The following is a 20,824-nucleotide window of genomic DNA, read 5'->3' as shown; positions in this document are numbered from 1 at the left end:
GTCAATCACAGTAAAAGTCAAAGGTAACATGTAATCGGGTAACCGCTCGCTTAACTGGCTTCGAATATCGTCAACATCTAACTTATCTTGCTCAAAGACATCCACTTCATCATCAGTCGTCGCACAGGTTAAATAAGCCGCCAAATATTTACCCTGCGAGTCGACTCGCGGGCGATCAATCACCACCGCTTGTTGAATGCCCTCAAGACTTACCAGCGCCGCTTCTATTTCGCCCAGTTCGATGCGATGACCGCGGATTTTAACTTGACTGTCATTACGACCTAAATAGGCTAAATTTCCATCCGATAAATACCTGACTAAATCGCCGGTTTTATACAGGCAAGTATCACCATTAGTGATCTCTTTTTTACTGGCAAAGGGGTTATCGATGAAGCGCTCAATGGTTAACTCGGGGCGATTTAGATAACCACGGGCCAGACCTGCTCCGCTTATATACAACTCACCCTGCGTGCCGATGGGGACCAAATACTGCCTTGTATCCAAAACATACACTTGAGTGTTATCAATCACCCGCCCGAGAGGAGGAGAGACGACAGCATTTTGCAGCTGGCATTCATAAAAAGTCGCATCGATAGCCGCCTCAGTAGGGCCATACATATGGTATAGCCTTGTCGAACGGGCACTCACTTGATAAAAACAATCGACTTGGGCAGCCGTTAATGCCTCACCACCACAAAAAACTCGACGAACTGAAACTGGTAATACTTTGCCCGAAGCGGCTAATGACTGGCTGAATACTCCCAACATAGAGGGAACGAAATCAAGCGCCGTCACTCCGTGTTGAGAGATTAATGAATATAATGCCTCCGGTTGAGTATGGCTACTCGGCGGAGCGATGACTAAGCGGGCGCCAACTTGACTTGGCCCTAATAATTCCCATAGTGACACATCAAAAATATAAGGGGTTTTTTGTAACACCACATCAGATGAATCCAATAAAGCGTGTGATTGCATCCAATGCAAACGATTAGCAATACCGGCATGCTCAATCATCACCCCTTTAGGCTGACCGGTGGTACCCGATGTGTAAATCACATAGGCTAAGTCAGAGGATTGATTGATGGGTAGTGGATTATCATTAGATTGTGATGCTATCGTCGTTTCATTGTCAGCACTGTTATTATTGACACTGTTCTCATCTACAGGAAGGACAGTACAATCCAGCTCACCGGCACTGAGCCATTCGCTCAACTTTACCTCATAATGTGCTTGAGTAATGATAAAGGATGCGGCCGTGTCTTGCAGCATAAAGAGAGTACGCGCCTGCGGATATTCAGGTGCTATCGGCACATAAGCGGAGCCCGCCTTGAGCACCGCGAGAATACTAATCACCATCTCTAGACTGCGATCCAAGTACAGTGCAATTAAGGTATCGGGCTTCAATGACACTTGATATTTAGTTTGATACTGACTGCGAATATGGTGAGCGAACTGATTCGCGCTTTGATTCAATTCATCATAAGTCAGTGTCTTTTCTTCGAAGACTAAAGCGATATTATCTGGTGTTTTTGCGACTTGCTCTTCGAACAACTGCTGCAGTGTTTTATCCTTTGGATAATCAATCTCAGTTTGATTCCACTCATGCAGCAAGGTATGCCTATCTTCAGGAGAGATCAAAGCTAAGTGCTGTATATTCTGAGTCGGATCAAGTAAAAATGCCTCCATCAATTGAATAAAAGTCTCGGCTATTTTTTTGACTTCCGTTTCATTGAAATAGGCGCAACCATAATCAATTCGAAGTATTAGCTCAGACGTCTCCATAAAATCAATTAATCTGATTTCTAAAGGAGCATGTTCATCTCTAGCGCTTAAATACTTCAGTTCAAATTTAAGATCTTCTACATGAGGGTCATAGATAAGAGTAATATCTGAAAGTAGATCCCTGTTTAAGCGCGATAAATGACTCTGCGGGAATTGGCCATGTTTTACACCCGCTTTAAATGTCTTATCCGCTTCAGCACAGAGTTCAATAAAAGAAAACACTTGAAATGTTTTCAATTCAATGGGGATAACATTAGAATGCATCCCCACCACTCTCATGCCTTGATGGCCTTTACGGCCATGCACAGGTACATTCACTATAATATTTTTACTGTTTAACGTATTTGAAAAATATAAGGCAGACACGCCCATTAATAGCGACAATAAACTTATTTTGCGCATCGCACAGCAATCACGTAAATTACAACTTAATGTAGAAGATAATCCTTTTTCGTAAACATCATTCCCTTGTCTATGATAGTGTTTATCTAACTGAGTTGCCTCTTTACTTTGAATGAAACCACTCCAATACCGTTTATCCCGATGATATCTTTTTGATACTATATATTCTCTCGATTTTTCGATAGTCGGTTGATACTGAGGGATTTCAACCAGCCAACCTAAATCCGCCCTTTTGAGTAAGGCATCATACGTACGATGAAGATATTCAATCAAACGACAAACACCCGTTCCATCATTAATAATGTGATGAAAACGATAAAATAAATAATATTTTTTATCTGATAACTTGATTAAGGCAATTTGATACTTTTGACCACGATGAGCATCAAATACATTGGTAAATTGGGCTTGCATCCATTGCTTTGCCTCACTATGGGAAGAGTCTTTGCTTGAAAAGTCAATTGATTCAATATATCCCTCCACTGTCCCTTTGGGTAATACTCTCTGTAATGGCGCTCCTCCCTCTTGCTGAACAAGATCTAATCTTAATGCATCGACTTTATCAATTAACAGCTGCCAAGCATGCTTTAATACAGTAAAGTCATATTTAACCTCAATAATAGAATAACAACCAATATTATACATTGAACTATCAGGTGAAATTAGTTGATCAAAGTAGACATTTTCTTGTGCAAAATGAAGAGGTAATAGAAGAGGTGAACGATCAGCTTTTGATATTTTAGACATAGATACAGCACCTTTTTGTACTGATAAACCTAAAGCTAAACTCACTATATAAGATTTTAATCAAATAGTTGTGTAGATGTTTATCCGTAAACAACATTCACTTTAATATTGAAATCTATCTCCAATACTAAAGTAGGTTTAATATAATCATAGTCTATTCATCTCATTTTATGTAAATGGTCTATTCCCTGATTATTACAACCTAAGCAAATGATAAGCGATTAAAAAGAATAAGACTTATCATCTGATAATATGGATGAGCTAACATTCATCGCACATTTAACTTCCTCTAATATACGACTAAAGTGTCAATTGATGCCCTCTTGGCGACTCTCTATAATGACCCACCGCTAAACATAGTCGATGAACATCCCCAATAGACACTCACCTCTGTCGCTGCGGACTATTGGGATCGTAAAAGGGATTTTTCACACCGTTATTTATCATTATTTTGGAGTATTTTCTTGCAACAGCAATTCGCAAACCCAGCCCCACTTGGACTCATGGGATTTGGCATGACCACCGTTTTACTTAACATCCATAATGCGGGGTTTTTCCCCATTAGTGCCATGATCTTAGCCATGGGATTATGTTACGGTGGCTTAGCACAAATTATTGCGGGGATAATGGAATATCGCCGCAATAACACCTTCGCAATGACGGCTTTTTTATCTTATGGCCTATTTTGGTGGAGCTTAGTCTTACTACTCATCTTGCCAACACTCGGTGTCGCCGACGCCACACCCGCCGCTTACATGGGCTGCTATTTATTGATGTGGGGAATATTCACCCTCTTTATGACCTTAGGCACATTGAAATATAGCCGCGTCAAACAAGCCATTTTTTCCGGTTTGACTGTATTATTTTTCTTATTGGCCGCCCGAGATTTTTCAGGAAATACACTCCTCGGCATCATCGCCGCTTACGAAGGTATACTCGTCGGCTCATTAGCGATGTATTTAGCCATGGCACAAGTACTGGAAGAGCAGTTTGGCCGACCCATTTTACCCATTGGCGAAGGGCATTTAAAAACAGCTTAACCTAAAATAAATTGAAATAAAAATGACAGCACAAGACTTTTCTTTGCTGCTGTCATTATTCGCGATGACATTAGTCCAAACTCATGACAGTTTGATTAACTGAGAGAATTAATTCAGCCTACTCAAGCAACGAATTCATTCACAATAAGTCTAGTAGGTGAAAAATGCTTCACTTCATAATCATTACAGCTGTCACTTGTGCATATACATTGCGAGTTCGTGACATCACCCTCTCTATATCACTCACTGTGACATAATGAGCATCCCGCTTAATACAGCCACTCGCCCCACAACAGCTGAAAAATCACAGGTTTTACAACTGCTAACAATATTACCCGCGGTTTGCTGTTCGTTAAAGCTCTCATTATCTCCAGCAAAAGTATCGTCAATATCCATAAAATAGCTTCATTTGAAAAAACATCAAATATTGATTAAAGATTTCAACAGCGAGATCCTGCTAGACAAGAAAAATTAAGCGATCATAGGAAAATAAACATAAAAAAGAGGAATAGCAGGCACAAAAAAGCCCATAATTAAATGGGCTTTTTTGTTATATCAAATTTTACCATTATCTATGATAATCGATAAAATCAATGGTACGGGAAGAGAGACTTGAACTCTCACACCTTGCGGCACCAGAACCTAAATCTGGCGTGTCTACCAATTCCACCACTCCCGCATTGATCTTATTTACCATTTTAATGATAAATTAAAGACTATACAAATAATCTTTAAATATGGCTGGGATACCAGGATTCGAACCTGGGGATGCCGAGATCAAAACCCGGTGCCTTACCGCTTGGCGATATCCCAATAAAGCGTTTACATTAACATAAGCAACAAAATATATAGCAATACATTAATCTTTTAAATAAATGGTACGGGAAGAGAGACTTGAACTCTCACACCTTACGGCACCAGAACCTAAATCTGGCGTGTCTACCAATTCCACCACTCCCGCACAAACTCTGTTTTGTATCTAGAGAGATAATCTTATTTTACATCCATTCTTTAGCTAAACAGGAAAGAATAATTGATAGCCATAATAGTCGTAACTTGATATTCAAGTTTTCGCTATTGTAGCCTTTTACATCCATTCTGCTCTAAAAGGAAAGAAAAGATGGTAGCAATGGCGGGACTTGAACCTGCGACCCCAGCATTATGAGTGCTGTGCTCTAACCAGCTGAGCTACATTGCCAAAGATGGCTGGGATACCAGGATTCGAACCTGGGGATGCCGAGATCAAAACCCGGTGCCTTACCGCTTGGCGATATCCCAAAATCTTCTAAAGCGTTTAAAGTAAAGGAATGGCTGGGATACCAGGATTCGAACCTGGGGATGCCGAGATCAAAACCCGGTGCCTTACCGCTTGGCGATATCCCAATTTATACTTCCTACTTCAAACATCACTACCGGCCTAAGCCCATAATGTTTAAATCAAATGGTACGGGAAGAGAGACTTGAACTCTCACACCTTACGGCACCAGAACCTAAATCTGGCGTGTCTACCAATTCCACCACTCCCGCACAAACTCTGTTTTATATCTAGAGAGATAAACTTGCTTTACATCCATTCTTGACCTAAACAGGAAAGAATAAATGATAGCCATAATAGTTGAGACTTGATATTCAAGTTTTCGCTATTGTAGCCTTTTACATCCATTCTGCCCTAAAAGGAAAGAAAAGATGGTAGCAATGGCGGGACTTGAACCTGCGACCCCAGCATTATGAGTGCTGTGCTCTAACCAGCTGAGCTACATTGCCAACGTTTCATTCGTCGTTATTAGCGAGGAACGGGGCGTATTATGCTTATTAGAGGTATCAAGGTCAACCGCTTTTTTTAGCAATCCACCTGAAAAAGCACTGCTTGGCGATAAGTTCATCAAAATGACTAACACTTCCGCAATTTATGTCGTAAATAAAGTCAGTTAATTGATTTTTCAACTTGATGCTCATCAAACAAGAGAACATAAATCAGGCAAGTCGTTTCAATTATCAAAAGAAAACGCCCTTACCTGATCTGTTTCAACTCACTTAAAACTGTCCACTCTTATCACATTCTCACAAGCCAGCCCCAACAGGCTCACTTATACATTGAATAAGAAGTGCATCACATCGCCATCTTTAACGATGTAATTTTTCCCTTCGACCCGCAATTTACCCGCTTCTTTAGCGCCTGCTTCACCTTTATAAGCGATAAAGTCTTCATAAGCCATCACTTGGGCACGAATAAATCCGCGTTCAAAGTCTGTATGAATAACGCCAGCCGATTGCGGCGCTGTTGCACCTACCGCTACCGTCCAAGCGCGCACTTCTTTTACACCCGCGGTAAAATAAGTTTGTAAGGTTAATAATTCATAACCACTGCGGATCACGCGATCAAGACCGGGCTCTTCTAATCCAAGATCAGCCATAAATTCATCACGATCTTCAGCATCCATTTCTGCAAGTTCAGACTCAATCGCAGCACAAACAGCCACAACAACGGCATTTTCTTTCGCTGCTATCTCACGCACGACGTCTAAATGTGGATTATTTTCAAATCCATCTTCAGACACATTGGCAATATACATGGTCGGCTTAAGCGTTAAGAAATTCAGGTAAGCCACCGCCTCTAACTCCTCCTTGCTTAAATCGAGTGAACGCAGCATGTGGCCTTCATTCAATACTGGGCACATTTTTTCAAGCACACTGACTTCAAATTTAGCATCTTTTTCGCCACTTTTAGCCCGTTTTTGCTGACGTGTAATCGCACGCTCACAAGAATCTAAATCAGCTAAAGCCAATTCGGTATTAATGACTTCAATATCATTGGCTGGAGACACTTTATTAGCCACATGGACAATATTGTCATCTTCAAAACAACGCACAACATGACCAATAGCATCAGTCTCACGAATGTTAGCAAGGAACTTATTGCCTAAACCTTCCCCTTTTGATGCACCTGCAACCAAACCTGCTATATCAACAAATTCCATGGTTGTCGGAATAACACGCTCAGGCTTAACAATGGCCGCTAACGCATCTAAACGAAGATCCGGTACAGGAACAATCCCAGTATTTGGCTCAATGGTACAAAACGGGAAATTTGATGCTTCAATACCTGCTTTTGTTAACGCATTAAAAAGGGTTGATTTACCAACATTAGGCAGACCAACGATACCGCATTTAAAACCCATATTTTTACCTTTCTCTTATCGACTGACTCGAAGCTTGATGTATTAAGTACACTCATAGCGACGATTAAATTATGCTTTAAAAGAATGCAAACGATGCATTGCTTTATTCATATCTTGATTAAATAACACTTCTGTTGAACACACAGCTTCATCAATCGCTGCATCAATCAAACCTTGATCGGTCGGTGACGCCTTACTGAGTACATAATTGCTCACCTGATTTTTATCACCAGGATGACCAATACCAATTCGCAGACGATAAAACCCCTTATCGTTTGCCATTTTTTCAATAATGTCTCTTAAACCATTATGGCCACCATGACCACCACCGAGTTTAAACTTAGCCACGCCAGGCGGCATATCAAGCTCATCATGAGCCACCAAAATTTCTTCGGGTTTAATACGAAAAAAATTCGCTAATGCACCCACTGACTTACCGCTTAAATTCATAAACGTGGCCGGGATCAACAGACGCACATCTTTGCCTTGAAAATGAGTCTTAGCGGTTAAACCAAAATATTTACTCTCAGGAACCAAATTTGCGCCACATAATCGAGCCAATTCTTCAATATACCAAGCGCCCGCATTATGCCGTGTTCGTTCATATTGGGCGCCTGGATTGGCAAGACCCACAATCAATTTTATATCGCTCATGTTTTCCAATCTTTACACATTAGTGCGACCGTAAAATAAACGAACGCCAAATAAAAACGGGGTATTTTAGCACCCTAATACCCCGCCAACAAATATCCATTGCTCGCCAACGTTTACAGCGCTTAATAACCCATAGCGTACTTTAACACTTTGCGTTTAATCGGCCCGTTAATATTCGCCAGTTTTAGCATACCATTACGAATAAGTTTGAGTGGCAATAACTCATTACTGAAACCGGCATAAAACATATCCATGGCCGACATCATTAATTGATTGTCGCGATACCGACTAGACTGATAATGGGCTAACATGGTGTTATCCCACCAAGCGTCAGACTCCGACATTCGTTGCCTAACTGACTCAATAAGCGCTGCGACATCTTTAAAACCTAAATTCACGCCTTGACCCGCAAGAGGATTAATAGTGTGGGCCGCATCGCCTAAAATCACCACGTTATCGCTAAAATACCGTTGTGCATGACGCCTGGTTAAACTAAAACAGCCTTTATCCAACACCTCAAAATCCTGCGCTAAACGACGCGGGAAATGGGCACGGATTTGTATGCCTAATGCCTTATTATTCAGTTGAGATAATTGCTTTATTTTCTGCGTATCATCATACCAAACTAACGAGGCATGATTGTCAGGCAAAGGCAATAAAGAGCGTGGACCATGGGGTGTAAATTGTTGCCAAGTCACAGGCGGCTCTGCCTGCGCCGTTTTAATATTAATCAACATCGCAGATTGAGCATAATCCCAGCCACTCACACCAATATTCGCCCACTGGCGCACAAAAGAGTTGGCACCATCAGCACCCACTAATAAAGGCGCGGTTAAGGTGCGTCCATCCTCCAGTTGTACTCGAACACTGGATGTCGAAGGCGCCGTCTGATCGCTGGATAACAGTGAAGCTTGATGAGCAGTCGTCTGGCGCGATAACGCGACCACTTTGACAGGGCAGTAAAGATGAATATTATCTAAAGCGTGCAATTGCTGCCACAAAGCCAGTTGAATCAATCTATTTTCAATAATGTGACCTAAATGACTCTCGCCTATTTGGTCGCTATGAAAACGCGTAATAAAACCATCAATCTCCCACGTCTCCAACCCTTTATAAGCCACCTTACGGGCCTGATTCAGAAAGTCCATCGCCCCTAAACTGTTAAGCAGCTTTTCAGAATGAGCGCTAATGGCTGAAACACGTAAGTCCAATGGTTGTTCCGGCTGATAGGCTTTGGGCTCACTCATTTCAAGCACGGCCACATTTATGCCTAATTGTGCTAGCCCTACAGCACTTGCTGCACCCACCATGCCACCACCAATGATCACCACATCGTGTTGGATATCAATTCCCTGCATCTGGCTCACTAAAAATGCCCTCACATTTGCCCCACCTAAGTCTCATTGTTGAGCAACATTCACAAGACCACTTTAATAACGGGCATCTTATCATAGAGGATCCACTCGTGCTTGAGGTATAAAGTAACCGTGGTAAGGTATCACTTTGTGTATGGTTTTTAGATCATTCTAAATAATACTTGCCCAGCTTAAATATTGGACGCCGTATTCAAGCTAATGCTCGACAATATTAGCTGTCATCAGCAATCAAACGCTCTAACATTGTATCAACATCCTGCAATTGATAAACCGCCCACCAAAGATCAATTAATGGTTTCAGTTGCTTCTTAAAGGTATTTTTCTGCCAAGGCTTTTCATATTGGTAATGAATCACATAGATTTCATCCCAACGCCACAACTCAGGAAGGTGAATAAACAAATGTTGTAACACATTATAAATATAGGGTAATCCGTGCCAGTTGGGCCAAAATTCTTGCAGAAAAGTCTGATCGGTACGACGCCAAAAAGCACCTGGTACATCAAGCTTGTCTAACATCTCTTTATAGATCAGCTGGCTCGGTTCGGCGACAAAAACACCTGAGTTCATTCGGTGAAAACCATCCAATTCATTATAAACATTAGGTGCAGCTAAAAAACCTGGATAGCAAAAAAGATGATCGATATTTTTCAATACTAAGGTATCAGCATCAAGAAATATCAACTTATCATACTCATCAAATGTCCATAGTAGTAATTTACAAAAATTATTCAATGGATTATGAAAATCAGGTTTATCACCCTTGTCAAAAGGCTCTCTGTTATGTAAAAACTCTCGGCTGTGACGTAAGCAAAAACTTTCTGAAAATACTGGCGCATCGACTTCTTTAACTAAACACCCTTCATCAACTAACACCTTACAGTCACAAGAATGGGGTACAACAATGCAAATTAAAGGCGCCTGAGCCTGAACACGGACTAATGAGCGTTTTAACGCAACTGCACCAATCACATAATCAGGACTATTAACCAATGTCACATAAGCATTTTTAAACATAAAATTTACTCCAAACTCTATGCGCCTTGTCTCTCACGCTCCATTTTTACAATATAACTACTTGAAATATTTTTTCCTGTGCATTTTCATCGGTAACATAACAACGCTGACTCCGAGCTATTTGTTAAAATCTAGTCTACGAGGCGTTATTCATCACCTTAAGATTTAAGTGAATGTTGATATTATTGAGTTCATTTGACAGAAACAGGGATATCATCACAGCTATCCCCGTAAAGAAGCCGGTTTTTCCAACGTAAGCTAAAATTCTTAACTTGTTCTCTTGAAAAACAAGATCGATTATAAATAAAATCAACAGACAACCTATCTCCAAAATTTCCTATTGATAAATACATGCCATAAGGCGTTAAACGCGTTTGCAATCTGATTGTCTTAATCTTTAAATCATCGGCTAATCTAATCCAAGATGATGCATTACCAATCAGACCAGTATCAAAGGCTCCCCTGTTTCTCTTTAAATTAAGATAATTAATTAAATAGCAATATTGTGGCGGTAAGTAATTCCCTATGCTGCCATGCGGACCAATCGTATCAGAAGCATAAATGGTATCTAACGCCTCTTTAATTTCGGTCGATAATCGGATTATTTTATCTCCCCAACACTCATTCTCTCGCACGGCTAAATTCGCATACCTAAACATAGGGCCAACAATATAACGATGTTCCTCTCTACGCCTTAATGACATACTAAAACTGAGACAATAACGATGATCCAGCCACTCAGACAACGTCTGTTGATAAGCTGCAGTCAAATAACTCACTAAAGTCACATCCATATCTTCAATTATCTTGTATACAACCAAAAGTTCATCTTCACTTAACTCTTGGCTGAACATATCACAGCTTAAAGATACTGTTGCGGTCATATCCGGTACTACAGGGACGTTTTGGCTTGCTAATTTCTGCTCCCAAAACAATTTATCTTTGAAACCATCTTCAGTAGTCAAATACGCACTTTCAAAACTACGGTAATCAGAAAATTCAACATTCGGTAACGCGACTTTCAGTTTGTCCCCTTTGAGTAAATGAAAGTAACCACGTAGTATCTCTTCAAAGACTAAAGAGAGACTCACTCCATCCGCAACAATATGCTGAAGTTTCGTGAGAAAAATATATTCACTATTTTTACACTTGAATAAATTAAGACACAGTAAGTGATCATCACTCAACTGCATTGGTGAGCTAATATATTGCTGTATAAAGTTTAATATTCGATCGTTATTGGCCTCACTCATATCCATATAATCAAGGTCAACCTCATGAAAAACCCGTTTCTCTTCAAAAGTACTATACCGACACGTCAAAATCCGATAGTTGTTAACGACCTTTCTAACAGCTTCTTTAAACAGACTAATATTAAAGTTCCCTTTAAAGGTCAATGCACGAGATAATATATCAGCTGATGGATTAAGATAGTTTAATTCCAGCATCCTCTGCTCAATGACAGAAAAGCTACTCGAGAAATCTTTTTTTTGTTCAGTCATCATCTCTCCTCATCAATAATCGATTCTGGAACCCATCAGATCCAGTTGAAATAGTATGCCGATATTTTAACTGCCTAACGGTTTCAGTCACATGATGAATTATTACCAATAGGAGCGACAAGGAATGCAGTCAGGATCAAAGCGATGTGAATATCTCTTTGCAATATCAGTAATTTCTTTTAACAAACCCTGTTGTAATAATCTGGGTTCAAGGCCCAATTTACGCAAATTAGCATTTTCAACAAATAGTTCATTTTCAGACGCTTCATTACGAGGATTTGATACATAATTGATGTTAGCTCCAGTCATATCCTTTATCATTAAAGCTAAATCACATAAACGATGCGTTTCAGTCATCTGATTCATAATACGCACACGAGAAAAGATTTCAGGAGCCGATCCAATCGCCAATTGAATACAACGTACAGTATCAGAGATATGAATAAATGCACGAGTTTGCCTACCACTTCCATGAACTGTTAAATCATACCCCATAGCCGATTGCATCAGAAAACGATTTAGCACAGTGCCATAATCACCATCATAGTCAAAACGATTGATTAACCGTTCATCTAATGATGTTTCTACTGTCTGCGTCCCCCATACTATCCCTTGATGTAGATCAGTAATACGCAGCCCATAGTTCTTATTATAATAAGCAAACATCAATTGATCTTGAGCTTTTGTCATATGATAAATACTTCCTGGCATGGCGGGGTACAATATTTGTTGAGTCTGGCATTCACCATTATCAAGTCGTACCTCTATATCTAAATAACCCTCAGGTATTTTCATTGCTGCCGTACCGTAACCATACACTCCCATTGTTCCTAAATGGACAATATGACAATTCAATTGTGACTCGACTACCGCCGCAAGAAGATTATGTGTGGTATTGATATTATTGGAGACGGTATAACGCTTAGTTAATGAAGACTTCATTGAATAAGGAGCTGCACGCTGCTCTGCAAAATGTACGATTGCTGTAGGCTGATAAGTCTTTAATACATCTAAAAATGCATCATAATCATTCGCTATATCTAATAAATGGAAATTGATTTTACTGCCTGTAAGCTGCAACACACATTGCAATCGAGTCTCAATTGACTGAATAGGCGTCAATGAACTTACACCCAATTCTTTATCGATAGCTCGTCTTGAAAGATTATCAATAATGGTGATATCGTAGCCTTGCTTTAATAAATGTAGGGCTGTAGGCCAACCACAAAAGCCATCCCCTCCTAACACTAAAACCCGAGGTCTTCTCATAATATATATCCAACATTACGATATTTAACAGTTAATTAGTCTCTTTCATTTATCTGTAATTTAACTAATAACAGAACTTTATGAAATATTCTTGCAAGTACTTTGCCGAAACCCCATTACATATTCAGTTCAAAAATACCTTTAAGTTACCGATTACAATAATATAGAGTCAATATTCTCGCTCAACCAGCACGACACCTACAAGCCCTCATGATGCAACAAACTATATAAGTATAGTATATTTTTAATACATATAATGCACAGCAAACAAACACCAGTTAACCACTTGTATTTACAAAATATAAAGAATTAACCGCTCCCCATAAATCCAAGTGTGTCAAAGTGTAAGTAAGTGCCTGCATAAAAATTTTCAAAGCTTGGGTTTTACCCTTATAGATAGCGCTAACCCATGCGCTATCAGCTAATCGACATACCGAAGAAGGTTGTAAATCAAAAAAAATTACGGATAACTTTAACTCAGACACTTAACAACTCATTATAAACTGATGTGTCAGTCCATCCTTAGTAAGCTACCATTCAAGCTATAATCGTACTGTGTAAATGTCGTTACACTCATTCATAATTGAGTTCATGTGCTATTTTTAGTGTTATCTGCCATCAATAGTTCGGACAGTTTTTATTTCATGATGCTAAGCAACATACAGGGCTAACCCATTGCCAATTCCTAAGAAAATAAGCCATTAATATGCAGATCAATGCTTCACTCACTGCCCTTAATTTGCTAAAAATAGGAGACAGGCAGACTAAAAATACCCAAGGTGAAACGGTGATTTCCATTGCGATCTGGAAGCGAAGGCAATTCAACCAACACCTCATGGACAGACTTTTTGACGAGTTAGGATTAGACCTGAGTAATGAAAAAGTCGCCACTATATATGAGCAATTCAGTGATTACGGAGCTATCGCCGCATAGAAGTGTCCAGAGTATTGTGCCATAACACGAGTATAAAGTGGCGAGAGGGGTAAATTAGAATCACTGATCGGTGAATTTGTTGATGAAGATTGTGAGGAAGTATTATGATTGTCGGCGTAACAGGGGCAAGTGGTTATATAGGACAATTTATCATTAAAGCGTTACTGAAAAAAGGTTATAAGATCAGGGCCTTATCAAGAACGCAGCGGTTACTTGAACACTATACTGCCCAATCAGGGCAATTATCATGGAAGCTTGCAAATTTAGATGATGAATCATCATTACACGACTTTGTTGATGGCCTGGATGTTATCATTCACTGTGCTTATCAGCATCAAGCGGGGCACTATCGCTATGGAGAAGGTGACAACCTTAATCAATTTTTACAAACAAACCTCAATGGTAGTTTGCGTTTAATGCAGTTAGCTTATACGGCTGATGTCAAACGTTTTATTTTCCTATCTAGCCGCGCAGTATACCCAGAACAAGGCATTAACGGTACACAATGTGAGTCTCATATGACAAAGCCTAATACTTTTTATGGTGCATATAAAGCCGCACTTGATGCATTTATTTCGGCCTGGACAGCTCAATATAACTGGCATGTTTGCTCGTTACGCATTACGGGTGTATATGGTGTCATCAAGCCTCTATCAAACAGCAAATGGTATGATTTAGCAAAAGCGATTATGCATGGGCAAAACTACGATATGACCAAAGCTGCAACGGAAGTGCATGGTGATGATGTTGCCAGAGCAATATTACTATTACTTAATGAGAATGATAGTAAGGGGAAAGTTGTTAATTGTAGCGATATGATGGTGTCCAATCGTCAGGTTGCTGAAATTGTACAAACCTATATTGGGAGTAGTCGATCTTTACCAAAATATTATTCTTTAAAAAAACCCGCCGCAGTGATGCGTTGTGATTATTTACAAAGTAAGGGGTTTTCTTTTGGAGGCGTAACCTGCTTACGACAAAGCATCGAAGATTTAGTCGATGCCATCTGTTTAGAACAAAGTCGCAAACAATGATGCAGAGTCAATTTTTTCGTTTTATTTTAACTGCTGCCTTCTGTTATCTCATCGATTTGTTACTATATAGTGTATTATTGTATGAATTTCACCAACGACAAAGTTTACAGGGACCCTTGTTAGGCTTGAGTTATATTTCTTTAGCACAATTTCTTGCACGCTTACTGGCTTTTTTACTCACAACTTACATAGCCTATTATTTACAAAGGCAATTCACCTTTAAAAAAAACTACATGAATAATAGTAGGTTACATAGGTTTTATCTAGTGACAGGCGGGGGGTTTATTATTCAAGTGATGCTTTTCCCTATCGTATTGCTATTTCTTAAACATTTAGCTTTGCCGATAAAAGGAATTTGGATGGATTATCTCGGCATGCTCTCTTTGGGGTTATTGGCTCTATTATGTAATTACTTTCTACATTACTATTGGACATTCAAGGAAAAGAGGTTTTAATTTAAGGCAACGAGACACCGCAATGAAAGCAATACACTCATTATTTTTAATGGATCAATTAGTGCTATTAGCTAAAAAATAGTGATAATGAATCATATCAAAGGATCATAACGAGTCAAGAAAATGAAGAAGACATGTATTGTCACAGGCGGGAGTTCAGGCATTGGTTTGAGCGTAGTACAGCTATTTTTAGAAAATGATTACCAAGTCTTTAATCTTGATTTAAAAAGCAGTCATGTGGGCGAATATCGTCAATGTGACATCACTAACCTTGATCAAGTTGCACGTATCATTGAGGCCATTTCCCAAACTAACAATATCGATGTACTGGTCTCGAACGCAGGAATACACTTTTCAGCCACCATTGAAAACACCAGTGAATCCGAGCTAGATAAGGTATTTGGCATCAATGTAAAAGGGGCATTTGCTGCTATTAAAGCCGTATTGCCCAATATGAAAGCCAATAAGCAAGGGGCGATCGTACTGATCTCCTCAGAACAAGCGCTAGTCGGTAAACCCAATTCCTTTGCTTACAGTTTAACGAAAGCAGCCCTTGCCTCAATCGCTAAAACGACCGCCCTTGATTATGCCTCTTTTAATATTCGCGCCAATGCCGTGTGTCCCGGCACCATTGAAACCCCTTTGTACCATGATGCTATCGACAATTATTGTCAAAAATCGGGCGCCAATAAAGAAGATATTCACCGTGAAGAAGCCAACCTTCAGCCTTTGGGCCGCTTAGGTCAACCCGAAGAGGTCGCTGAATTAGTGTTATTTTTGGCCTCAGATAAAGCCAAATTTATTACCGGTAGTTTGCAAGTTATCGACGGGGGTTATACAACACGCTAGGATCGGTTGATCTTTGCTGATGATTTCTGCAGTACTTATAATTTGTCATAGCGAAGACATAATAAATAAGTTAATAATAACGAGTGAGTAGAAGTAGTGATAACCTAAAAACCTGTGATGCAATGAGTGAGTGACCATCATGAAAAACAAAATCATCGATCCTCATCTACACCTTTTTAATTTAACCCAAGGGGATTATCATTGGCTAAGTCAAGAGTCCCCTCCTTTTTGGCCTAATAAAAAAAGAATCCATCACAATTTTAGCGAGCAAGCACTCACACTGGATAATCCACTTGAACTGGCAGGATTTGTTCATATTGAGGCTGGATTTGATAATAACCAGCCTTGGCGCGAAATTGCTTGGTTAGAGTCAAGCTGCCGTCTTCCTTTCAAAGCCGTCGCGGGTATCGATTTAACCCTTGATGAAAATGTGTTTATTCAGCGTATTCAGCAATTACTCAGCTATCATTCTGTTGTGGGCTGTCGCCATATATTGGACGAACAAGCCTATCACTTATTGTCTCAAACCAAGGTACAAAATAACTTAGCTTACCTTGCTAAAAATCAACTCAGTTTCGATTTACAGATGCCGTTAGCCGATGAGAAATCCATGGGTTTATTAATGTATTTATTAAATAGGCTGCCAGCATTAAGACTGATTATTAACCATGCTGGCTGGCCACCGAAACAGGCTATGTCTTCTACAATAGGAGCCGCTAATCAACAAGAGATTTGGCAGCATTGGCAAGCGGGCCTTGAAACATTAAGCCAATACCCACACTGTGCAATTAAATGTTCGGGCTGGGAACTGATCAATGAAGATTATAAAATAGAAGGGTTACAAGCGATCATTAGCCAATGCATGGCAACCTTTGGCGAACAGCGCGTTATGCTAGGCAGTAACTTTCCCTTAGTCTTATTTCAGCAACGTTATAATGAGCTTTGGCAAAGCTATTACACCCTCGGCCTATCTGATAAACAATTCGCGGCATTAACCTACGCTAACACCGCTTATTGGTATAAGTTCACACTTTAAAAACACGTCAGTCTGAGCGGTTCTTCAACGCTTACTTCACAATAATATTCGGTGAACGCTTCACCACTTCATCATTAAGTTCAATACCAATGCCCGGCACTTCAGTCACTTTAAAGATCCCATTTTTAGGTTGTGGATCTTGCAAACAAAGTTCACGATTCCAATCTTTGATGGCATAAGTATGATGCTCATGAATTAAAAAGTTGGGAATAGCCGTTTCTAAATGCAAAGAAGCCGCCGTAGCAACAGGTCCACCACACACATGAGCCTGAATACGTATATCGTAAACATCAGCATAGTCACATACTTTTTTGGCTTCAGTAAAGCCACCACATAAGCCCACATCAGGCTGCAACACATCAATACTTTGATCTTCAAAATAAGGACGCACGTCCCAGCGGTGATATAAACGCTCACCACCCGCAATCGGCACGTTAACATTATCGGATACTTTTTTATGCACCGCAGGATTTAAATAATTGACTGGCTCTTCGTACATCATACATCCGACTTCTTCAACCACTTTGCCCATTTGGATCGCGGATGCCGCGCCCATTAACGAATGTGATTCAAAAATAATATCCACATCTTCACCCACGGCGTCACGGATCGCCCGTAATCTGTTGCCAAATAAACGCATTTGCGGTTTAGTAAACAATTTAGTGCGATCAAAAGAAGAACTGCCATCATGGTTATAAACAATAGGATCCACTTTTACAGCATCATAGCCTTGTGCAACCGCTTTTAATGCCGCTTGCGCATATTCTTCAGGCTCAATTAATTTATTGATTGTCGTATCCCAATCAAATTGCAACTGACTCGCGTAGGTCCGTAATTCATCATTCACCTTGCCGCCTAGTAATTGATAAACGGGTACCCCTAAGGCTTTCCCTTTTATGTCCCAAAGCGCCGTATCGATCGCGCTCATCGCTGAATACAAAACCGGACCACCTCCTAAGCCCCAAAAGCTTTCTCGAAGCATTTTGGTCCATAAAAGCTCGGTATTAAACGGATTAAAGCCAATTAATATCGCTTCCGTGATTTCCTTAATCATTGCCGCTGCGGCGCTATGGCCCCAGTCATAAGCCAAACCAGCCTCCCCCACCCCACAGATCCCGTCATCGGTATGCACGCGAACAAAAACGGGATTCCAACCGGGGCGTTTTGGACATTCAATATCAAAAATTTCTACATGAGTGACTTTCATAATATTCTCTCAAAGGTATTTTTACTTTTAAACAAAATACTCAAACCAGTAAAAAATGCAGCTAACAACTAGCTTGGGTCTTTCCAGAACCATTACAGAAAAACGAACGGATAAATGAATTATTCACTTAATCAGCAAAATCAGGATATTGGCGATACACTTTTCGCATCATCGCCGGCCATGCTTTCTGTCCACCCGTTTGCCCGGAATGCACAATATTAGCTTGAGCTTTTATGCCATCAACGATGCTTTGATCGACATAAATCGGCTTCATTCCAGTCGACATCACGTGCAATTGCACTTGGCAAGCACGCACCAGATCATACATATGCATAAAAGCATCCCCGATGGTTTTACCCATAGTCAACGCACCGTGATTTCTTAATAGCATGAAATTGGCCCTACCCAGATCTTTTTGTAGCCTTAGCTTTTCGTCATGATTAACCGCTAGGCCTTCATAATCATGATAACTCAATGAGGCAAGCGCAAACATCGAGTATTGACTTAAAGGCAGCAAGCCTTTATCTAGACTGGCAACCGCAATAGTTTCATTAGTATGAATATGCAGCGCACATTGATCGTCATGACGCGCTTCATGGACAGCACTATGAATAGTAAAACCCGCAGGATTAATCTCAAAAGGACAATCGGGGTCAACAATATTGCCATTGATATCAATTTTCACTAGATTCGATGCGGTGATTTCATCAAAACTTAATCCAAAAGCATTAATTAATAAATGCTCTGAATGAGGAATACGAGCTGAAACATGGGTATGGATTAAATCATCCCAACTCTGCATGACAAACAACCGATAACAAGCAGCCAACTCAACACGGGTTTGCCATTCATCAATCGATACTTTGCCTTTAAGGTTAACCTGCGGCAATTGAAACATTTTAAGCCCCTAAAAATGATAATGAGTCAGCGTATATCCATTATTGCTGAATTTTTGAGTATAAGGTTATTATGGGGTGAATGTCATCAAGCGCCAAGTAAAGTGAATCACTTCTAAGCAAAATTAATCTTCTTACCACTTTTTTATACATAGAACTGATCCCTGCTCCCCTTAAGCTTCTTATCCCGCCCCGACTCATATAACCTTCGTCAAATTTGAGAGCCCGAGAAAAATAGCACCTAAAAAAAGACTAGCCCTAACCTAAAGATATTCACACATCCAAAATCAATCGTAATGATGCATAGTGAAAACCCCTACCATGCTCAACAAAGGTATTAAATATAAAAATATTTATATATCTGATTATTTTAAAAGCACTATTAACAAAAAACAACCAATTAAAACCCATTAGATATAAAAAACATAATAAAGAATACTTTTTCAGAAGAAAACTTCACTTGATAAGGCTATTTTATGGCTATAAAAGTTAATAGGAGCACAATTTATACCCATCACATTGGGATCAGTTCAAGATATCCAGCGCTATTCTTTGGAACAAATAAAAGCGTCACCCACACTGACGTTAAATAACAAGATCTACAAAGTGACCCTAAGTGATGACGACGAAATTAATATTCATCGGGCCAACAATAGTGTATCTGATCATCTAAAGCGCCCTATTACTGCCATTCAAGACTTTTTTAACCGCAGCATGACAAAAGGAGAAAGTGCCACGCAAACCAGAGGCCAGCAACTCACTCAACTGGTTGACACTCAATGCCGTAAAAAAATCCTCGACATCATGTTTAAGCCCGGTGTAAAACACTACCAAGGCGCTAATAGAGATGTGTATATCACTCCCTCTGGTGACGGCGTTAAAGTGATTAAATCAGCAATAGCAGCAGAGCCACTCAAACAATCAAAAACCTGCTTAAGATTAAATGAGATCTACACAAGTCCTCATTTTTATCAGGGTAAATATGCACATTTAGCCCGTCATGCAGTAGAGCGCATGATAGGCATTGAAGGAAAAGTCATCACTGTATCTACTTTTAAAACAATCCCAGATGCTGAACAATTAAAATGTGTTAAAGAAAATGGCGGCATTTATCGATATCGTGATTTTGAAGCCATTCCAGAGTCAACCTTGCAAGAGTTACGCAATGCAGGGTTTAATCCTTGGGACGTCAAGCCGGATAACTTTGTTAAAATTAAAAATGATAATGGCGGTTATGATTACGTGCCCATAGATGCAAAATACATAGGTACAGTAGGGCTAGAACGCAGCAATAGTTTACGAACCAAAGAAGTACTGCAATTACAAAAAAATAGCCAACATCAATATGCATTTTCTGAAGCTTATGTCGATAAGGATCGATAGCCTTATAAAACCATCAACAAAAAGCTTCAATGAATACCGAGCATAAAACAGGGACGTTTGACGA

General features: G+C 39.9%; 18 protein-coding genes and 8 tRNA genes. 7 read left to right on the top strand and 19 right to left on the bottom strand.

Translation table 11 applies throughout. The features are described 5' to 3' along the window. Positions 1–2,931, bottom strand: a 2,931-nt coding sequence (locus tag L2764_RS04945) for a non-ribosomal peptide synthetase (RefSeq protein ID WP_248939127.1), incomplete at its 3' end; no start/stop codon positions are given. Positions 2,932–3,395: 464 nt separating this feature from the next. Here L2764_RS04945 and L2764_RS04940 point away from each other — a divergent pair. Then, positions 3,396–3,971 (top strand): acetate uptake transporter, encoded by a 576-nt coding sequence (locus L2764_RS04940; protein WP_248939126.1) that lies wholly within the window; start codon positions 3,396–3,398, stop codon positions 3,969–3,971. Between the two features lie 243 nt (positions 3,972–4,214). Here the strand turns inward: L2764_RS04940 and L2764_RS04935 are convergent, their stop codons facing one another. The 16 genes from L2764_RS04935 to L2764_RS04860 all read right to left on the bottom strand — a co-directional run bounded on the left by L2764_RS04935 (position 4,215) and on the right by L2764_RS04860 (position 13,451). Then, entirely contained in the window at positions 4,215–4,367 is a 153-nt protein-coding gene (locus tag L2764_RS04935; RefSeq protein WP_248939125.1) for a hypothetical protein, read from the bottom strand. 198 nt (positions 4,368–4,565) lie between these two features. Next, positions 4,566–4,650, bottom strand: a tRNA-Leu gene (locus L2764_RS04930). Between the two features lie 59 nt (positions 4,651–4,709). Then, positions 4,710–4,784 (bottom strand) — tRNA-Gln (locus tag L2764_RS04925). Between the two features lie 63 nt (positions 4,785–4,847). Then, a tRNA-Leu gene (locus L2764_RS04920) sits at positions 4,848–4,932 on the bottom strand. A 160-nt stretch (positions 4,933–5,092) separates the two neighbouring features. After that, a tRNA-Met gene (locus L2764_RS04915) sits at positions 5,093–5,169 on the bottom strand. A gap of 5 nt (positions 5,170–5,174) precedes the next feature. Further along, positions 5,175–5,249: transfer RNA gene (locus L2764_RS04910), tRNA-Gln, on the bottom strand. Between the two features lie 30 nt (positions 5,250–5,279). Next, positions 5,280–5,354 (bottom strand) — tRNA-Gln (locus tag L2764_RS04905). A 59-nt stretch (positions 5,355–5,413) separates the two neighbouring features. Next, a tRNA-Leu gene (locus L2764_RS04900) sits at positions 5,414–5,498 on the bottom strand. A gap of 160 nt (positions 5,499–5,658) precedes the next feature. Beyond that, a tRNA-Met gene (locus L2764_RS04895) sits at positions 5,659–5,735 on the bottom strand. 323 nt (positions 5,736–6,058) lie between these two features. Further along, positions 6,059–7,150 carry a redox-regulated ATPase YchF gene (ychF, locus tag L2764_RS04890; RefSeq protein WP_248939124.1) on the bottom strand — a complete coding sequence of 364 codons (1,092 nt, stop codon included), beginning with the start codon at positions 7,148–7,150 and terminating at the stop codon, positions 6,059–6,061. Between the two features lie 69 nt (positions 7,151–7,219). After that, positions 7,220–7,804 (bottom strand): aminoacyl-tRNA hydrolase, encoded by a 585-nt coding sequence (gene pth, locus L2764_RS04885; RefSeq protein ID WP_248939123.1) that lies wholly within the window; start codon positions 7,802–7,804, stop codon positions 7,220–7,222. Positions 7,805–7,926: 122 nt separating this feature from the next. Then, the gene (locus L2764_RS04880; RefSeq protein ID WP_248939128.1) at positions 7,927–9,162 is read right to left on the bottom strand and encodes an FAD-dependent oxidoreductase; all 1,236 of its coding nucleotides are present in this window, start codon (positions 9,160–9,162) and stop codon (positions 7,927–7,929) included. A gap of 229 nt (positions 9,163–9,391) precedes the next feature. After that, positions 9,392–10,195, bottom strand: a complete 804-nt coding sequence (locus L2764_RS04875; RefSeq protein WP_248939122.1) for a glycosyltransferase — start codon at positions 10,193–10,195, stop codon at positions 9,392–9,394. 191 nt (positions 10,196–10,386) lie between these two features. Continuing rightward, the gene (locus L2764_RS04870) at positions 10,387–11,700 is read right to left on the bottom strand and encodes a condensation domain-containing protein (RefSeq protein ID WP_248939121.1); all 1,314 of its coding nucleotides are present in this window, start codon (positions 11,698–11,700) and stop codon (positions 10,387–10,389) included. Positions 11,701–11,799: 99 nt separating this feature from the next. Further along, a complete protein-coding gene (locus tag L2764_RS04865; protein WP_248939120.1) occupies positions 11,800–12,966 on the bottom strand; it encodes an NAD-dependent epimerase/dehydratase family protein in 1,167 nt (388 codons plus the stop codon). Between the two features lie 278 nt (positions 12,967–13,244). Then, positions 13,245–13,451, bottom strand: a complete 207-nt coding sequence (locus L2764_RS04860; protein WP_248939119.1) for a hypothetical protein — start codon at positions 13,449–13,451, stop codon at positions 13,245–13,247. Positions 13,452–13,672: 221 nt separating this feature from the next. Between L2764_RS04860 and L2764_RS04855 the strand changes: the two genes are divergently transcribed. The 5 genes from L2764_RS04855 to L2764_RS04840 all read left to right on the top strand — a co-directional run bounded on the left by L2764_RS04855 (position 13,673) and on the right by L2764_RS04840 (position 17,274). After that, on the top strand, positions 13,673–13,900 hold the full coding sequence (locus L2764_RS04855) for a hypothetical protein (protein WP_248939118.1): 228 nt from the start codon (positions 13,673–13,675) through the stop codon (positions 13,898–13,900). 104 nt (positions 13,901–14,004) lie between these two features. Beyond that, positions 14,005–14,934, top strand: coding sequence for an NAD-dependent epimerase/dehydratase family protein (locus L2764_RS04850; RefSeq protein ID WP_248939117.1), 930 nt, complete (start codon positions 14,005–14,007; stop codon positions 14,932–14,934). Next, positions 14,931–15,389, top strand: a complete 459-nt coding sequence (locus L2764_RS28155; protein WP_376708375.1) for a GtrA family protein — start codon at positions 14,931–14,933, stop codon at positions 15,387–15,389. The genes L2764_RS04850 and L2764_RS28155 overlap by 4 nt, the downstream gene beginning before the upstream one ends. A 123-nt stretch (positions 15,390–15,512) precedes the next feature. Further along, on the top strand, positions 15,513–16,238 hold the full coding sequence (locus tag L2764_RS04845) for an SDR family NAD(P)-dependent oxidoreductase (RefSeq protein ID WP_248939116.1): 726 nt from the start codon (positions 15,513–15,515) through the stop codon (positions 16,236–16,238). A gap of 139 nt (positions 16,239–16,377) precedes the next feature. Next, positions 16,378–17,274: an amidohydrolase family protein gene (locus L2764_RS04840; RefSeq protein WP_248939115.1), complete on the top strand. Its 897-nt coding sequence runs from the start codon at positions 16,378–16,380 to the stop codon at positions 17,272–17,274. Between the two features lie 31 nt (positions 17,275–17,305). Here L2764_RS04840 and L2764_RS04835 read toward each other — a convergent pair whose 3' ends face one another. Both L2764_RS04835 and L2764_RS04830 read right to left on the bottom strand, forming a co-directional pair. Next, complete coding sequence (locus L2764_RS04835) at positions 17,306–18,481, bottom strand: mandelate racemase/muconate lactonizing enzyme family protein (RefSeq protein WP_248939114.1); 1,176 nt, start codon at positions 18,479–18,481, stop codon at positions 17,306–17,308. A gap of 127 nt (positions 18,482–18,608) precedes the next feature. Next, positions 18,609–19,379, bottom strand: a complete 771-nt coding sequence (locus tag L2764_RS04830; RefSeq protein WP_248939113.1) for a class II aldolase/adducin family protein — start codon at positions 19,377–19,379, stop codon at positions 18,609–18,611. Positions 19,380–19,929: 550 nt separating this feature from the next. On the opposite strand from L2764_RS04830, the gene L2764_RS04825 reads away from it, so the two are divergent. Beyond that, entirely contained in the window at positions 19,930–20,760 is an 831-nt protein-coding gene (locus tag L2764_RS04825) for a hypothetical protein (protein ID WP_248939112.1), read from the top strand. Positions 20,761–20,824: the final 64 nt, after the last annotated feature.

Origin of the sequence: Shewanella surugensis (genome assembly GCF_023284005.1) — a bacterium.
Lineage (GTDB): Bacteria > Pseudomonadota > Gammaproteobacteria > Enterobacterales > Shewanellaceae > Shewanella > Shewanella surugensis.
The sequence above is the reverse complement of the archived record's forward strand: the minus strand, read 5'-3'. Positions and strand labels throughout refer to the sequence as shown.

What these genes read in the sequence shown, in the direction of transcription:
- L2764_RS04870 (WP_248939121.1), bottom strand. Translation starts at nt 11,700, where the DNA reads ATGATGACTGAACAAAAAAAAGATTTCTCGAGTAGCTTTTCTGTCATT.
- L2764_RS04850 (WP_248939117.1), top strand. Translation starts at nt 14,005, where the DNA reads ATGATTGTCGGCGTAACAGGGGCAAGTGGTTATATAGGACAATTTATC.
- L2764_RS04865 (WP_248939120.1), bottom strand. Translation starts at nt 12,966, where the DNA reads ATGAGAAGACCTCGGGTTTTAGTGTTAGGAGGGGATGGCTTTTGTGGT.
- L2764_RS04935 (WP_248939125.1), bottom strand. Translation starts at nt 4,367, where the DNA reads ATGGATATTGACGATACTTTTGCTGGAGATAATGAGAGCTTTAACGAA.
- L2764_RS04835 (WP_248939114.1), bottom strand. Translation starts at nt 18,481, where the DNA reads ATGAAAGTCACTCATGTAGAAATTTTTGATATTGAATGTCCAAAACGC.
- L2764_RS04845 (WP_248939116.1), top strand. Translation starts at nt 15,513, where the DNA reads ATGAAGAAGACATGTATTGTCACAGGCGGGAGTTCAGGCATTGGTTTG.
- ychF (WP_248939124.1), bottom strand. Translation starts at nt 7,150, where the DNA reads ATGGGTTTTAAATGCGGTATCGTTGGTCTGCCTAATGTTGGTAAATCA.
- L2764_RS04840 (WP_248939115.1), top strand. Translation starts at nt 16,378, where the DNA reads ATGAAAAACAAAATCATCGATCCTCATCTACACCTTTTTAATTTAACC.
- L2764_RS04830 (WP_248939113.1), bottom strand. Translation starts at nt 19,379, where the DNA reads ATGTTTCAATTGCCGCAGGTTAACCTTAAAGGCAAAGTATCGATTGAT.
- pth (WP_248939123.1), bottom strand. Translation starts at nt 7,804, where the DNA reads ATGAGCGATATAAAATTGATTGTGGGTCTTGCCAATCCAGGCGCCCAA.
- L2764_RS04855 (WP_248939118.1), top strand. Translation starts at nt 13,673, where the DNA reads ATGCAGATCAATGCTTCACTCACTGCCCTTAATTTGCTAAAAATAGGA.
- L2764_RS28155 (WP_376708375.1), top strand. Translation starts at nt 14,931, where the DNA reads ATGATGCAGAGTCAATTTTTTCGTTTTATTTTAACTGCTGCCTTCTGT.
- L2764_RS04880 (WP_248939128.1), bottom strand. Translation starts at nt 9,162, where the DNA reads ATGCAGGGAATTGATATCCAACACGATGTGGTGATCATTGGTGGTGGC.
- L2764_RS04875 (WP_248939122.1), bottom strand. Translation starts at nt 10,195, where the DNA reads ATGTTTAAAAATGCTTATGTGACATTGGTTAATAGTCCTGATTATGTG.